Source organism: Variovorax sp. P1_G12 (assembly GCF_056405555.1).
This window is the reverse complement of the sequence record NZ_JBFUBW010000011.1, coordinates 111,982-125,193: the sequence shown is the minus strand read 5'-3', so window position 1 is coordinate 125,193 and position 13,212 is coordinate 111,982. Positions and strand designations below refer to the sequence as shown.

General features: G+C 65.3%; 14 protein-coding genes. 1 reads left to right on the top strand and 13 read right to left on the bottom strand.

Annotated elements, in window-relative coordinates:
• Nucleotides 1-176: 176 nt before the first annotated feature.
• From asd to AC1D2O_RS14840, 13 genes are all read right to left on the bottom strand, one after another.
• Nucleotides 177-1,319, bottom strand: coding sequence for an aspartate-semialdehyde dehydrogenase (gene asd / locus AC1D2O_RS14900; protein WP_478089100.1), 1,143 nt, complete (start codon nt 1,317-1,319; stop codon nt 177-179).
• 87 nt (nt 1,320-1,406) lie between these two features.
• The gene (gene leuB, locus AC1D2O_RS14895; RefSeq protein WP_478089099.1) at nt 1,407-2,495 is read right to left on the bottom strand and encodes a 3-isopropylmalate dehydrogenase; all 1,089 of its coding nucleotides are present in this window, start codon (nt 2,493-2,495) and stop codon (nt 1,407-1,409) included.
• A gap of 32 nt (nt 2,496-2,527) precedes the next feature.
• Nucleotides 2,528-3,178, bottom strand: coding sequence for a 3-isopropylmalate dehydratase small subunit (leuD, locus tag AC1D2O_RS14890; RefSeq protein WP_478089098.1), 651 nt, complete (start codon nt 3,176-3,178; stop codon nt 2,528-2,530).
• Between the two features lie 72 nt (nt 3,179-3,250).
• Nucleotides 3,251-4,672 carry a 3-isopropylmalate dehydratase large subunit gene (gene leuC, locus AC1D2O_RS14885; protein WP_478157296.1) on the bottom strand — a complete coding sequence of 474 codons (1,422 nt, stop codon included), beginning with the start codon at nt 4,670-4,672 and terminating at the stop codon, nt 3,251-3,253.
• A gap of 28 nt (nt 4,673-4,700) precedes the next feature.
• The gene (locus tag AC1D2O_RS14880; protein WP_478089096.1) at nt 4,701-5,648 is read right to left on the bottom strand and encodes a LysR substrate-binding domain-containing protein; all 948 of its coding nucleotides are present in this window, start codon (nt 5,646-5,648) and stop codon (nt 4,701-4,703) included.
• 122 nt (nt 5,649-5,770) lie between these two features.
• Nucleotides 5,771-5,911 carry an entericidin A/B family lipoprotein gene (locus AC1D2O_RS14875; RefSeq protein WP_478089095.1) on the bottom strand — a complete coding sequence of 47 codons (141 nt, stop codon included), beginning with the start codon at nt 5,909-5,911 and terminating at the stop codon, nt 5,771-5,773.
• A gap of 121 nt (nt 5,912-6,032) precedes the next feature.
• Nucleotides 6,033-7,343, bottom strand: a complete 1,311-nt coding sequence (gene gltA, locus AC1D2O_RS14870) for a citrate synthase (RefSeq protein WP_478089094.1) — start codon at nt 7,341-7,343, stop codon at nt 6,033-6,035.
• A gap of 24 nt (nt 7,344-7,367) precedes the next feature.
• The gene (locus AC1D2O_RS14865) at nt 7,368-7,670 is read right to left on the bottom strand and encodes an FAD assembly factor SdhE (protein WP_478089093.1); all 303 of its coding nucleotides are present in this window, start codon (nt 7,668-7,670) and stop codon (nt 7,368-7,370) included.
• 17 nt (nt 7,671-7,687) lie between these two features.
• On the bottom strand, nt 7,688-8,389 hold the full coding sequence (locus AC1D2O_RS14860; protein WP_442281862.1) for a succinate dehydrogenase iron-sulfur subunit: 702 nt from the start codon (nt 8,387-8,389) through the stop codon (nt 7,688-7,690).
• Nucleotides 8,390-8,419: 30 nt separating this feature from the next.
• Complete coding sequence (gene sdhA / locus AC1D2O_RS14855) at nt 8,420-10,228, bottom strand: succinate dehydrogenase flavoprotein subunit (RefSeq protein WP_478157294.1); 1,809 nt, start codon at nt 10,226-10,228, stop codon at nt 8,420-8,422.
• A gap of 4 nt (nt 10,229-10,232) precedes the next feature.
• Nucleotides 10,233-10,598, bottom strand: coding sequence for a succinate dehydrogenase, hydrophobic membrane anchor protein (gene sdhD / locus AC1D2O_RS14850; RefSeq protein WP_286510114.1), 366 nt, complete (start codon nt 10,596-10,598; stop codon nt 10,233-10,235).
• Between the two features lie 53 nt (nt 10,599-10,651).
• Nucleotides 10,652-11,098, bottom strand: coding sequence for a succinate dehydrogenase, cytochrome b556 subunit (sdhC, locus tag AC1D2O_RS14845; RefSeq protein ID WP_478094214.1), 447 nt, complete (start codon nt 11,096-11,098; stop codon nt 10,652-10,654).
• Between the two features lie 164 nt (nt 11,099-11,262).
• On the bottom strand, nt 11,263-12,024 hold the full coding sequence (locus tag AC1D2O_RS14840; RefSeq protein WP_478157292.1) for a GntR family transcriptional regulator: 762 nt from the start codon (nt 12,022-12,024) through the stop codon (nt 11,263-11,265).
• Between the two features lie 191 nt (nt 12,025-12,215).
• Between AC1D2O_RS14840 and AC1D2O_RS14835 the strand changes: the two genes are divergently transcribed.
• Nucleotides 12,216-13,202 carry a malate dehydrogenase gene (locus tag AC1D2O_RS14835; protein ID WP_478157290.1) on the top strand — a complete coding sequence of 329 codons (987 nt, stop codon included), beginning with the start codon at nt 12,216-12,218 and terminating at the stop codon, nt 13,200-13,202.
• The last annotated feature ends 10 nt before the right edge of the window (nt 13,203-13,212 follow it).

Here is a 13,212-nt window from a genome sequence, read left to right as displayed (position 1 = left end):
TGCATTTGTCGTTGCGGTTGAGCAACGCTCGCCCGCAGTTGGCTCACTTCGCTTTGGCCGGCGCAGCCAGGCCTGTTGGTGAAACACCGCGGAACCGGCTTCGCCGGGCCGCTGGTGTTGCCCCCGGCAGGGGGTGGGCGCCCGGACACGAAGTGCCGGGCAACCTGGGGGCGAACTCATTCCTCCAGCAGGATGCGCAGCATGCGGCGCAGCGGTTCGGCGGCGCCCCACAGCAGTTGGTCGCCGATAGTGAAGGCGCCCACGTACTCCGGACCCATCGCAAGCTTGCGCACGCGGCCGACCGGAATCGTCATCGTGCCGGTGACGGCCACCGGCGTCAGGTCGCGGACCGTGGCCTCGCGGGTGTTCGGCACCACCTTGACCCACTCGTTGTCGGCCGCCATCAGCGCCTCGATGTCGGCCACCGGAACGTCCTTTTTGAGCTTGAAGGTCAGCGCCTGGCTGTGGCAGCGCATCGCGCCGATGCGCACGCAGAAGCCGTCGACCGGCGTCGCGGCGGTGCCGAAGCCCGCGCCCTGGCCGAGGATCTTGTTGGTCTCGGCGCCACCCTTCCACTCTTCCTTGCTCATGCCGTCGCCCAGGTCCTTGTCGATCCAGGGGATCAGGCTGCCGCCGAGCGGGGCGCCGAAGTTCGCGGTTTCAGCGGCGCTCAGCGACTGCTGCTTGGCCAGCACCTTGCGGTCGATCTCGAGGATCGCCGACTTCGGGTCGTCGAGCAGCGCGCGCACCTCGGCGTTGAGGGTGCCGAACTGGGTCAGCAGCTCGCGCATGTGCTGCGCGCCGCCACCCGAGGCCGCCTGGTAGGTCATGCTGGTCATCCACTCGACCAGGCCGGCCTTGTAGAGCGCGCCCACGCCCATCAGCATGCAGCTGACGGTGCAGTTGCCGCCGATCCAGTTCTTGCCGCCCTTGGCGAGCGCGTTCTGGATCACCGGCAGGTTGACCGGATCGAGCACGATGATCGTGTCGTCGTTCATGCGCAGCGTGGACGCGGCGTCGATCCAGTGGCCCTTCCAGCCGGCCGCACGCAGCTTCGGGAACACCTCGGTCGTGTAGTCGCCGCCTTGGGCGGTGACGACGATGTCGCACTTCTTGAGTGCCTCGATGTCGTGGGCGTCCTTCAGCGTGGTCTCGTTCTTCGCCATCGCCGGGGCCTTGCCGCCGGCGTTCGAAGTCGAGAAGAAGACCGGCTCGATCAGTCCGAAGTCGCCTTCGGCCTGCATCCGGTCCATGAGGACCGAGCCGACCATGCCGCGCCAGCCCACGAGGCCGACCAGAGGTTGATTTGCGTTCGCCATTTCAAATTGCCCTTGTGAAAAAAGAAACTGTCTTCTCTTTGCGCCCGGCTCGTCAGAGCCGGGAAGGGCGTGACGAAGCGGGCTGGTTTAGCCGGTAATCGTCTTTTTGGTGATGGCAGCCACCACGGCATCGCCCATCTCGCGGGTGCCGACCTTGGTCGTGCCTGCGGACCAGATGTCTGCCGTGCGCAGCCCCTGGGCCAGCACGGACTTGACCGCCGACTCGATCCGGTCGGCAGCCTCGGGCTGGTTGAGGGAAAAGCGAAGCATCATGGCAGCGGACAGGATTGTAGCCAAAGGATTGGCAACCCCTTTGCCGGCAATGTCGGGCGCGCTGCCGTGGCTGGGCTCGTAGAGGCCCTGGTTGCTGGCGTTCAGCGAGGCCGAGGGCAGCATGCCGATCGAGCCGGTGAGCATCGCGGCCTCGTCCGACAGGATGTCGCCGAACATGTTGCCGGTGACCACCACGTCGAACTTCTTGGGTGCCTTGACCAGCTGCATGGCAGCGTTGTCGACGTACATGTGGTCGAGTTCGATGTCGGGATATTCGCGGCCGACCTCGGTCACGATGTCCTTCCAGAACTGGAAGGTCTCGAGCACGTTGGCCTTGTCGACGCTGGTCACGCGCTTGCTGCGCTTGCGCGCCGCCTGGAAGGCGACGTGGGCGATGCGCTCGACCTCGGGGCGCGAATAGCGCATGGTGTCGAAGGCTTCCTCGGCGCCCGGGAAGTGGCCGTCGACCGCGGTGCGGCGGCCGCGCGGCTGGCCGAAATAGATGTCGCCGGTCAGTTCGCGAATGATCAGGATGTCCAGCCCCGCGATCAGCTCGGGCTTCAGGCTCGAGGCGTCCACCAGCTGCTCGTAGCAGATGGCCGGGCGGAAGTTGGCGAACAGGCCGAGGTTCTTGCGCAGGCCCAGGATGGCCTGCTCGGGGCGCAGCGAGCGTTCGAGCTTGTCGTACTTCCAGTCCCCCACGGCGCCGAACAGCACCGCGTCGGCTTCCTTGGCCAGTTTCAGCGTGGACTCGGGCAGCGGGTGGCCGTGGGCCTCGTAGGCGGCGCCGCCGACCAGCGCCTGTTCGGTCTCGAAGGACAGGTCGAGCACATCGAGGACGCGGATCGCCTCGGCAACGATTTCGGTGCCGATGCCATCACCGGGGAGGACTGCGATTTTCATGAGCTTGTACGGAGAAGATTGAACAATGGATTTCAGGCGATGAGTTGGTGCGACAGCCAGGGCTTCTTGGCCAGGCGCTCGGCTTCGAAGGCCGCGATCTTGTCCTTGTGGCGCAGGGTCAGGCCGATGTCGTCGAGGCCGTTGAGCAGGCAGTACTTGCGGAAGGCCTGGACCTCGAACGGGAGCTCGCTGCCGTCCGGCTTGACGACCACCTGGCGCTCGAGGTCGACGGTCAGGCTGTAGCCCGGAAAGGCGAGGGTCTCGTCGAACAGCTGCGCCACCTGGGCTTCGCTCAGCACGATCGGCAACAGGCCGTTCTTGAAGCTGTTGTTGAAGAAGATGTCGGCGTAGCTCGGCGCGATGATGGCGCGGAAGCCGTATTGGTCGAGTGCCCACGGTGCGTGCTCGCGCGACGAGCCGCAGCCGAAGTTCTTGCGCGCCAGCAGCACCGAGGCGCCGGCGTAGCGCGGCTGGTTCAGCACGAAGTCGGGGTTCGGCTTGCGCGACTTCGGATCCTGGCCCGGCTCGCCCGGGTCCAGGTAGCGCCAGGCGTCGAACAGATTGGGCCCGAAGCCGGTCTTGCGGATCGACTTCAGGAACTGCTTCGGGATGATCGCGTCGGTGTCGACGTTCTCGCGGTCCATCGGTGCCACGAGGCCCTTGTGCACGGTGAATTTCTGCATGGTGATGTCTATCTGGTCAGTTGAGAACAGAGCAAAAATTGCTTCGCAATTCTTGGTCTGTTCCGCAAGGTTTCATGAGAACTGGCGGACGTCGACGAAGTGGCCATGGACCGCGGCTGCGGCGGCCATGGCCGGGCTCACGAGGTGGGTGCGGCCACCGGCGCCCTGGCGGCCTTCGAAGTTGCGGTTGCTGGTCGAGGCGCAGCGCTCGCCCGGCTCGAGCCGGTCGGCGTTCATCGCCAGGCACATCGAGCAGCCGGGTTCACGCCATTCGAAGCCTGCCGCCTTGAAGATCTGGTCCAGGCCTTCGCGCTCCGCCTGTTCCTTGACCAGGCCCGAGCCCGGCACCACCATGGCGAGCTTGACGTTCTTGGCCACCTTCTGGCCCAGCCGCTTGACCATCGCCGCGGCCTCGCGCATGTCCTCGATGCGGCTGTTGGTGCAGGAGCCGATGAAGACCTTGTCGATCAGGATGTCGTTCATCGGCTTGTTCGGCTCCAGGCCCATGTAGGCCAGCGCGCGCTCGATCGCGCCGCGCTTGTTGGCGTCCTTTTCCTTGTCCGGGTCGGGCACGCGGCCGTCCACCGGAACCACCATCTCGGGCGAGGTGCCCCAGGTGACTTGCGGCTTGATCTGCGCGGCGTCGAGCTCGACCACCAGGTCGAAGTGCGCGCCGGGGTCGGACTGCAGCGTCTTCCAGTAGGCGACGGCCTGGTCCCATTCGACGCCGGTCGGCGCCAGCGGGCGGCCCTGGACGTAGGCGATGGTCTTGTCGTCCACTGCCACCAGCCCGGCGCGGGCGCCGGCCTCGATCGCCATGTTGCAGACCGTCATGCGGCCTTCCATGCTCAGGTCGCGGATCGCCGAACCGGCGAACTCGATGGTGTAGCCSGTGCCGCCGGCGGTGCCGATCYTGCCGATGATSGCGAGCACGATGTCCTTGGCGGTGCAGCCCAGCGGCAGCTTGCCTTCAACCTTCACGAGCAKGTTCTTGGCCTTTTTGGCGAGCAGGGTCTGGGTCGCCATCACGTGCTCGACCTCGCTGGTGCCGATGCCGTGCGCGAGCGCGCCGAAAGCGCCGTGGGTCGAGGTGTGCGAGTCGCCGCAAACCACGGTCATGCCGGGCAAGGTGGCGCCCGACTCGGGCCCGATCACGTGCACGATGCCCTGGCGCTTGCTCAGGAACGGGAAGAAGGCGGCGGCGCCGAATTCCTTGATGTTCGTGTCCAGCGTGGTGATCTGTTCCTTGCTGACGGGATCGGTGATGCCGTCGTAGCCCAGTTCCCAGTGGGTGGTCGGCGTGTTGTGGTCGGCCGTCGCGACCACCGAGCTGATGCGCCAGAGCTTGCGGCCGGCCTCGCGCAGTCCTTCGAAAGCCTGAGGGCTGGTGACTTCATGCACCAGGTGGCGGTCGATGTAGAGGATCGAGGTGCCGTCTTCCTCGGTGTGGACGACGTGTTCGTCCCAGAGTTTGTCGTAGAGCGTGCGTGCCATGGGTCTCTTTCGTGGGAGGGTGATTGTCTTATGCGGCGAGCTGCGCGGGCGTCGCGTCAGCAGGGGTATGCAGGTGCTTGACGAGCATGCGGGCGGCAACCGGCAGGGTCGAGAAGTCGCGTGCGATCAGGCGGATCTGGCGCGCGGCCCAGGCGTCGTTGAGCGCGATGCTGGTCAGGCCGCGGCCGATGCCGCCCTGCATCAGTTCGAAGGCGCGCAGCGGCATCACGCCGACGCCGAGTCCGTTCTCGATCATCCGGCACATCGCGTCGAGGCCCGTCACGTGGATGCGCAGGCGGATGCTGCGGCTTGCGGCCAGCGCGGCCTGGTGCATCGCGACGTAGATCGAGCTGTTGGTGTGCAGGCCGACGTGGTCGTAGTCCAGCGAGTCGACGAAATCGATCGCGCGTTCGCACGCCAGTGCGTGGCCGGCGGGCACGATCAGCGTCAGCGCGTCGTCGCGGTAGGGCAGGCTCTGCAGGTCGGCCGCGCCGTCGGCGAGGTGGCAAACGCCGAGGTCGGCCGCGCCCTCGTGAACGGCGCGCACGACCTCGCTGCTCAAGTGCTCTTCGAGGTCGATCTTGATCGCGTCGTGCTCGCGCGTGAAGGCGCCGAGATCCTCGGGAAGGAACTGAACGATGGCCGAGATGTTGGCGTGCACCCGGACATGCCCGCGCACGCCATCGGCGTATTCGCTGAGTTCGCCCTGCATCTTCTCGAGGCTGTAGAGCACCGATCGCGCATGGTGCAGCAGGCTCTCGCCGGCCGGCGTCAGGTCGACGCCGCGCGCGTGGCGGTAGAGCAGGGGGGTGCCGAGGGTGGCTTCGAGGTCGGACAGCCGCTTGCTGATCGCCGAAGCCGCGATGAACTCGCGTTCCGCCGCGCGACCGATGCTGCCGAGTTCGCAGACAGCCACGAACAACTGCAGCGACGTGAGGTCGATGCGGCGGGCGAAACTGCGTTCGGAAGAGGTCATTGGGGCTTTGGCATCTCGTTCAGAGATGGAAGCCCACATTTTCTCTCAGTTTCAATGAGGAAGCCATCGCGATCGGCGATGGCTTCGATGCCGCGGCGCGATGAGCGGCGCGGGAATGGCGCTTATTGCTTCTTGGTCGCGGCGTCTTCCATCTTCTGGCCACCCTTCTGGATGTCCTGGCCGGCACCCTTCATGGTGTTGCAGCCGGCCAGCGGCACGGCGAAGGCGAAGACGACGGCGATCATGGCAGCGAGTTTCTTCATGGTGGAACTCCTTGGGGTGGATGACGCCATGAAGTTATTCGCCCGCAGTTCGGCTTCCTGTCAGCCAAAACGCAAAAAAGCTGCCCGAAGGCAGCTTTCCTGTGTGAGAGCCTGACGGCGATCAGCGTTGTGCGATGGGCTTGACGTCGCGCTTGACCGAGCCTTCGAAGAGTTGGCGCGGACGGCCGATCTTGTAGTCCGGGTCGCCGATCATCTCGTTGAGCTGGGCAATCCAGCCGACCGTGCGCGCGAGCGCGAAGACGGCGGTGAACAGCGGCACCGGGATGCCGATCGCGCGCTGCACGATGCCCGAATAGAAGTCGACGTTCGGGTAGAGCTTGCGCGAGACGAAGTATTCGTCTTCCAGGGCGATCTTCTCGAGCGCCATGGCGAGCTTGAACAGGGGATCGTTCTCGAGGCCCAGTTCGCCCAGCACTTCCTTGCAGGTTTCCTGCATCAGCTTGGCGCGCGGGTCGTAGTTCTTGTAGACGCGATGCCCGAAGCCCATCAGCTTGACGTTCGAGTTCTTGTCCTTGACCTGCTTGATGAACTCGCCGATCTTGTCGACGCCGCCCGCCTTCTGGATGTCGTAGAGCATGTTGAGCGCCGCCTCGTTGGCGCCGCCGTGGGCCGGGCCCCAGAGGCAGGCCACGCCGGCCGCGATCGCCGCGAAGGGGTTGGTGCCCGACGAGCCGCACAGGCGCACGGTCGAGGTCGAGGCGTTCTGCTCGTGGTCGGCGTGCAGGATGAAGATGCGGTCGAGCGCGCGCTCGAGTACCGGGCTCACCTTGTACTCCTCGCACGGCGTCGCGAACATCATGTGCAGGAAGTTGCCCGCATAGCTGAGGTCGTTCTTCGGGTACATGTAGGGCTGGCCCACGGTGTACTTGTAGGCCATGGCGACCAGCGTCGGCATCTTCGCGATCAGGCGGATCGCGGCGATCTCGCGGTGCTTCGGATTGTTGATGTCCGTGCTGTCGTGATAGAAGGCCGACAGCGCGCCGACCAGGCCGGTCATGATGGCCATCGGGTGCGCGTCGCGGCGGAAACCGCGCAGGAAGAACTGCATCTGCTCGTTGACCATCGTGTGATTGGTCACGAGCTTCGTGAAGCTGGTCTTCTTGGCCTGGTCGGGCAGCTCGCCGTACAGCAGCAGGTGGCAGGTCTCGAGGAAGTCGCAGTTGGTTGCGAGCTGCTCGATCGGGTAGCCGCGGTACAGCAGTTCGCCCTTGTCGCCGTCGATGTAGGTGATGGCCGATTCGCACGAGGCCGTCGACATGAAGCCCGGGTCGTAGGTGAACATGCCCGTCTGGGCGTAGAGCTTGCGGATGTCGATCACGTCAGGGCCGAGGGTCCCCTTGTAGATCGGCAGCTCGACGTTCTGTCCGCCGTTGCTGAACGACAGCGTGGCCTTGTTCTCGGATGCTTTCATTTCGAGTGTCTTTCAAAGAATGGATCAGGAAGATAGGAATTGCGCACCGTCGCTGCGCATCAGTCGCAGCAGTTCGACCACCTCGGCCCCGGCCCATCCGGGCTCGGGCTCCTTTCGCGCGAGCAGGAGGTCGAGCAGGTCGTTGTCCGACAGGTCCATCAATGTCTCCAGTGCCTGTGCCTGCCCGCGGGTCAGGCTTGCCTCGTGCCGTTCGAAGAAGCGGGCAATGAACAGGTCGTTTTCAAGCAGGCCGCGCCGGCAGCGCCACTTGAGCTTGCTCAGCGCACGCACGCTGATCGGCTCGGAGAGGTCGTCGGTGGCTTGCATGGGGTCCGTCACTCGGGCTAGATGGCGCGACGCACCATGAGTTCCTTGATCTTGCCGATCGCCCGGGTCGGGTTCAGGTTCTTGGGGCACACGTCGACGCAGTTCATGATCGAGTGGCAGCGGAACAGGCGATACGGGTCTTCAAGGTTGTCCAGGCGCTCGCCGGTGGCTTCGTCGCGGCTGTCGGCGATGAAGCGGTAGGCTTGCAGCAGCCCGGCCGGGCCGACGAACTTGTCGGGGTTCCACCAGAAGCTCGGGCAGCTGGTCGAGCAGCTCGCGCACAGGATGCACTCGTACAGGCCGTTGAGCTCGTCGCGCTCCTCGGGCGACTGCAGGCGCTCCTTCTCGGGCGGCACGGTGTCGTTCTGCAGGTAGGGCTTGATCGAGTTGTACTGCTTGAAGAACTGCGTCATGTCCACGATCAGGTCGCGGATCACCGGCAGGCCGGGCAGCGGCTTGAGCACGATCGTGCCCTTGAGCGTGAGCATGTTGGTCAGGCAGGCCAGGCCGTTCTTGCCGTTGATGTTCATCGCGTCCGAGCCGCAGACGCCTTCGCGGCAAGAGCGGCGGAACGACAGCGTCGGGTCCTGCGCCTTGAGCTTCATGAGGGCGTCGAGCAGCATGCGCTCGTGGCCGTCGAGTTCGATCTCGATGGTCTGCATGTAGGGCTTGGCGTCCTTGTCCGGGTCGTAGCGGTAGATTTGGAATGTGCGCTTCATCGTGATGTCCTTGTGATGCTTTCCCGGGCCTTAGAACGTGCGGACCTTCGGCGGCACCGAGGCCACCGTCAGCGGCTGCAGCTTGACCGGCTTGTACGAGAGGCGGTTGTCCTGGCTGTACCAGAGCGTGTGCTTCATCCAGTTGGCGTCGTCGCGGCCCAGCGGCGCGACCGGATCGTCGGCCGGGCGCTCGTAGTCCTCGACCGTGTGGGCGCCGCGGCATTCGCGGCGGGCGGCGGCCGAGACCATCGTGGCCTGCGCCACTTCGATCAGGTTGTCGACTTCGAGGGCTTCGATGCGCGCGGTGTTGAACACGCGCGACTTGTCCTTGAGGGTGACGGCGGCGACGCGCTTGCGGACCTCGGCGATCTTCTGCACGCCTTCGTCCATCGTGGCCTGCTTGCGGAACACGGCCGCGTGCTGCTGCATCACCGAGCGGATCTCGTTGGCCACGTCCTGCGCGTACTCGCCCGAGGTCGAGGCCTCGAGCTGGTTCAGGCGCTCCAGGGTGCGGTCGGCGGCGTCTGCGGGCAGATCCTTGTGCTCCTTCAGCTTGTCGTTGAACTCGACGATGTGATTGCCGGCCGCGCGGCCGAACACCAGCAGGTCGAGCAGCGAGTTGGTGCCCAGGCGGTTGGCGCCGTGCACGCTCACGCAGGAGCATTCGCCCACCGCATAGAGGCCGTTGACCACGGCGCTGTTGTCTTCGCCCTTCTGGATCACGACCTGGCCGTTGATGTTGGTCGGAATGCCGCCCATCTGGTAGTGGATGGTCGGCACCACCGGGATCGGTTCCTTGGTGATGTCGACGTTGGCGAAGTTGACGCCGATCTCGTACACCGAGGGCAGCCGCTTGTGGATGGTCTCGGCACCGAGGTGGTCGAGCTTCAGCAGCACGTAGTCCTTGTTCGGGCCGCAGCCGCGGCCTTCCTTGATTTCCTGGTCCATCGAGCGCGAGACGAAGTCGCGCGGCGCGAGGTCCTTCAGGGTCGGCGCGTAGCGCTCCATGAAGCGCTCGCCGTTGCTGTTGAGCAGGATCGCGCCTTCGCCGCGGCAGCCTTCGGTCAGCAGCACGCCGGCGCCGGCCACGCCGGTCGGGTGGAACTGCCAGAACTCCATGTCCTGCAGCGGGATGCCCGAGCGCGCGGCCATGCCGAGGCCGTCGCCGGTGTTGATGAAGGCGTTGGTCGAGGCCGCGAAGATGCGGCCTGCGCCGCCGGTCGCCAGCAGCACGGTCTTGGCCTGCAGGATGTGCAGGTCGCCGGTTTCCATCTCGAGCGCGGTCACGCCGACCACGTCGCCTTCGGCGTCGCGGATCAGGTCGAGCGCCATCCATTCGACGAAGAACTGGGTGCGGGCCTCGACGTTCTTCTGGTAGAGCGTGTGCAGCATCGCGTGGCCGGTGCGGTCGGCCGCGGCGCAGGCGCGCTGCACCGGCTTCTCGCCGTAGTTGGCGGTGTGGCCGCCGAACGGACGCTGGTAGATCGTGCCGTCCGGGTTGCGGTCGAAGGGCATGCCGAAGTGCTCGAGCTCATACACCACCTTGGGTGCCTCGCGGCACATGAACTCGATCGCATCCTGGTCGCCGAGCCAGTCGGAGCCCTTGATCGTGTCGTAGAAGTGGTAGTGCCAGTTGTCCTCGCTCATGTTGCCGAGCGAGGCGCCGACGCCGCCTTGGGCCGCGACGGTGTGCGAGCGGGTCGGGAACACCTTCGAAAGCACGGCGACGTTGAGGCCGGCGCGTGCCAGTTGCAGGGATGCGCGCATGCCGGAGCCGCCGGCGCCGATGATGACGACGTCGAACTTGCGCTTGGTGATTTGATCTTTGGTGTAAGTCATTGGGTTAGAGCCTCCAGAGCACTTGAATGGCCCAACCCGCGCAACCGACAAGCCAGACGATCGTGAAAACTTGCAACAGCAGCCGGATGCCGACCGGCTGGACGTAGTCCATCCAGACGTCGCGCATGCCGACCCAGACGTGATAGAGCAGCGAGGCGATCACCACGAAGGTGAGCACCTTCATCCATTGGGCGGCGAAGATGCCGGCCCAGAGGTCGTAGCCGATCGGGCCGCGCTTGAAGATCACCTGCGCCAGCAGGATCACGGTGAAGAGCGCCATCAGGGCGCCGGTGATGCGCTGGCTCAGCCAGTCGCGCAAGCCGTAGTGCGCACCGACGACGATGCGCTTGGAGCCGTAGTTCACGGACATTGTCAGTTTCCTATTCAGTTGGGGTCAGAGCTGAAGATCCGACCCGCAAGAAATCAATAAAGGCCGAACAGCTTGGCGCCGAGGACGACGGTCAGCAGGACGCTCAGGAACAGCGTGGCGAGTGCCGTGCTGTTGCCGCTCTTCTTTTCGACCGCGGCGTGGCTCACGTCCATCCACAGATGGCGCAGGCCGGCGATGAAGTGGTGCAAGTAGGCCCAGATGAGCGCCAGCGCGACCAGCTTGAGGAACCAGCCCGGAAGGAATCCGACCCCGATGTTGAAGGCGGCCGAGAAGCGCGCGAAGGAAATCTCGGAAGACACCGAGGTGTCGAACATCCAGATGATGAAGGGCAGCAGCAGGAACATCAGCACGCCGCTGACGCGGTGCAGGATCGAGACGATGCCCGCCGGCGGCAGCCGATAGGTCGTCAGATCGGAGAGCGGATTGATGTTGCGGAACTCGCGCCGCGGCGGTCGGGGAGGGTTGGCCAGCTCTGTCATGGGGGGCTTTCGGTATTTTTTAGAGGGCGGCTTGTTCTGAAGCAAGAAAATGCAAACAACTCAAAATTCTATTGCAATGCACCATCGTGCCGTTCGGGGAGGATAGGTCATCGCACCGGGGCACTCGGATGCTTGAGCTCCCGCAATGGTTTGGGTGGGCCTGTTCACCCCAGCTGGTTGCGATAGTGGTGCGTGTCCGTGCGGTAGAGGCCGCGGCGCAATTCCATGGGCGTGTCATGGTAGGTGAGAGCCAGGCGTTCGACGCTCAGCAGCGGCGTCGCCGTGCTGACGGCCAGCAGCTCGGCCTGCGCCGCGTCGGGCAGGACGGCGCGGATTTTTTCCTCGGCGCGCACCATGCGCACGCCGAATTCGGTCTCGAACAGCGCGTACATGGGGCCGCGCCACGCGGTGAGCCGTTCGGCCGTGAGTCCCTTGAACGGCGTTCCCGGCAGCCAGAGCTCCTCCAGGATGGTCGGCGTGCCGCGATAGGCCAGCACGCGGCGCACCTGCAGCACGGCGTCGCCGGTGCGCAGCGCCAATGCCCGGGCGACGTCGGCGCTGGCGCGCTGGCGCCGGCAATCGACGATCGTGCGCTGGGCGGGCCCGTCGCTGTCGACATCGCCGCTGTCCGGCACCAGCTTCAGGAATCGGTACTGCACGTGCTGCTCGGCGTGGGTGGCGACGAAAGTGCCCTTGCCCTGGCGACGCACCACGAGGTTTTCAGCCGCAAGTTCGTCGATGGCCTTGCGCACCGTGCCCTGGCTGACCCGAAAGCGTGCCGCGAGGTCGATTTCGCTCGGAATGGGTTCGCCCGGCTTCCATTCGCCGGCGTGCAGGCTCTGCAGGATCAGCGATTTGATCTGCTGGTAGAGCGGACTGAACGACGGCGTGGCGAGCTCGGCGACGGCGGTGGGAGAGGTGGTCATGGGTGCGTCGGCGCACCGCGGCGGGTGCTTTCCGGGCGACATCTTATATAAGACATAAGACAGGCGCCACCGAAACCGCAAATCGGCATAAAATCGAAGACGTCCGAAGCCTGGGCGCCATCGTCCGGCCCGACCTTGTGGCCGCACCTTGCGGTCACGCACCGTTTTCACTCATTTCCTGGAGTTATCCCATGAGCAAAAAGCCTGTTCGCGTTGCCGTCACCGGTGCCGCTGGCCAAATCGGTTACGCCCTGCTGTTCCGCATCGCCTCCGGCGAAATGCTTGGCAAGGACCAGCCGGTCATCCTGCAATTGCTCGAAGTCCCCGTCGAAGGCCCGCAAAAGGCGCTCAAGGGCGTGATGATGGAGCTCGACGACTGCGCCTTCCCGCTGCTGGTCGGCATGGAAGCCCACAGCGATCCGATGACCGCCTTCAAGGACGCCGACTACGCGCTGCTGGTCGGTTCGCGTCCGCGCGGCCCGGGCATGGAACGCGCCGAGCTGCTGGCCGTCAACGGCGCCATCTTCACCGCGCAGGGCAAGGCGCTCAACGCCGTGGCGAGCCGCAACGTGAAGGTGCTGGTGGTCGGCAACCCGGCCAACACCAACGCCTACATCGCGATGAAGAGCGCACCGGACCTGCCGCGCAAGAACTTCACCGCCATGCTGCGCCTCGACCACAACCGCGCCGCCAGCCAGCTCGCCGCCAAGACCGGCAAGGCCGTGGCCGACATCGAGAAGCTCACCGTCTGGGGCAACCATTCGCCCACGATGTACGCCGACTACCGCTTCGCCACCATCAACGGCGAAAGCGTCGCCAAGATGATCAACGACCAGGAATGGAACGCCAACGTGTTCCTGCCGACGGTCGGCAAGCGCGGCGCCGCCATCATCGAGGCGCGCGGCCTGTCGTCGGCCGCCTCGGCCGCCAACGCAGCGATCGACCACATGCGCGACTGGGCCCTCGGCACCAACGGCAAGTGGGTCACGATGGGCATCCCGTCGGACGGCCAGTACGGCATTCCGAAGGACACCATGTTCGGCTTCCCGGTCACCTGCGAGAACGGCGAGTACAAGCTGGTCGAGGGCCTCGAGATCGACGCCTTCAGCCAGGAGCGCATCAACAAGACGCTCAAGGAACTGCAGGACGAGCAGGCCGGCGTCGCCCACCTGCTGTAAGCCGCCCGCT

What these genes read in the sequence shown, in the direction of transcription:
- asd (WP_478089100.1), bottom strand. Translation starts at nt 1,319, where the DNA reads ATGGCGAACGCAAATCAACCTCTGGTCGGCCTCGTGGGCTGGCGCGGC.
- leuB (WP_478089099.1), bottom strand. Translation starts at nt 2,495, where the DNA reads ATGAAAATCGCAGTCCTCCCCGGTGATGGCATCGGCACCGAAATCGTT.
- leuD (WP_478089098.1), bottom strand. Translation starts at nt 3,178, where the DNA reads ATGCAGAAATTCACCGTGCACAAGGGCCTCGTGGCACCGATGGACCGC.
- AC1D2O_RS14880 (WP_478089096.1), bottom strand. Translation starts at nt 5,648, where the DNA reads ATGACCTCTTCCGAACGCAGTTTCGCCCGCCGCATCGACCTCACGTCG.
- AC1D2O_RS14875 (WP_478089095.1), bottom strand. Translation starts at nt 5,911, where the DNA reads ATGAAGAAACTCGCTGCCATGATCGCCGTCGTCTTCGCCTTCGCCGTG.
- gltA (WP_478089094.1), bottom strand. Translation starts at nt 7,343, where the DNA reads ATGAAAGCATCCGAGAACAAGGCCACGCTGTCGTTCAGCAACGGCGGA.
- AC1D2O_RS14865 (WP_478089093.1), bottom strand. Translation starts at nt 7,670, where the DNA reads ATGCAAGCCACCGACGACCTCTCCGAGCCGATCAGCGTGCGTGCGCTG.
- AC1D2O_RS14860 (WP_442281862.1), bottom strand. Translation starts at nt 8,389, where the DNA reads ATGAAGCGCACATTCCAAATCTACCGCTACGACCCGGACAAGGACGCC.
- sdhA (WP_478157294.1), bottom strand. Translation starts at nt 10,228, where the DNA reads ATGACTTACACCAAAGATCAAATCACCAAGCGCAAGTTCGACGTCGTC.
- sdhD (WP_286510114.1), bottom strand. Translation starts at nt 10,598, where the DNA reads ATGTCCGTGAACTACGGCTCCAAGCGCATCGTCGTCGGTGCGCACTAC.
- sdhC (WP_478094214.1), bottom strand. Translation starts at nt 11,098, where the DNA reads ATGACAGAGCTGGCCAACCCTCCCCGACCGCCGCGGCGCGAGTTCCGC.
- AC1D2O_RS14840 (WP_478157292.1), bottom strand. Translation starts at nt 12,024, where the DNA reads ATGACCACCTCTCCCACCGCCGTCGCCGAGCTCGCCACGCCGTCGTTC.
- AC1D2O_RS14835 (WP_478157290.1), top strand. Translation starts at nt 12,216, where the DNA reads ATGAGCAAAAAGCCTGTTCGCGTTGCCGTCACCGGTGCCGCTGGCCAA.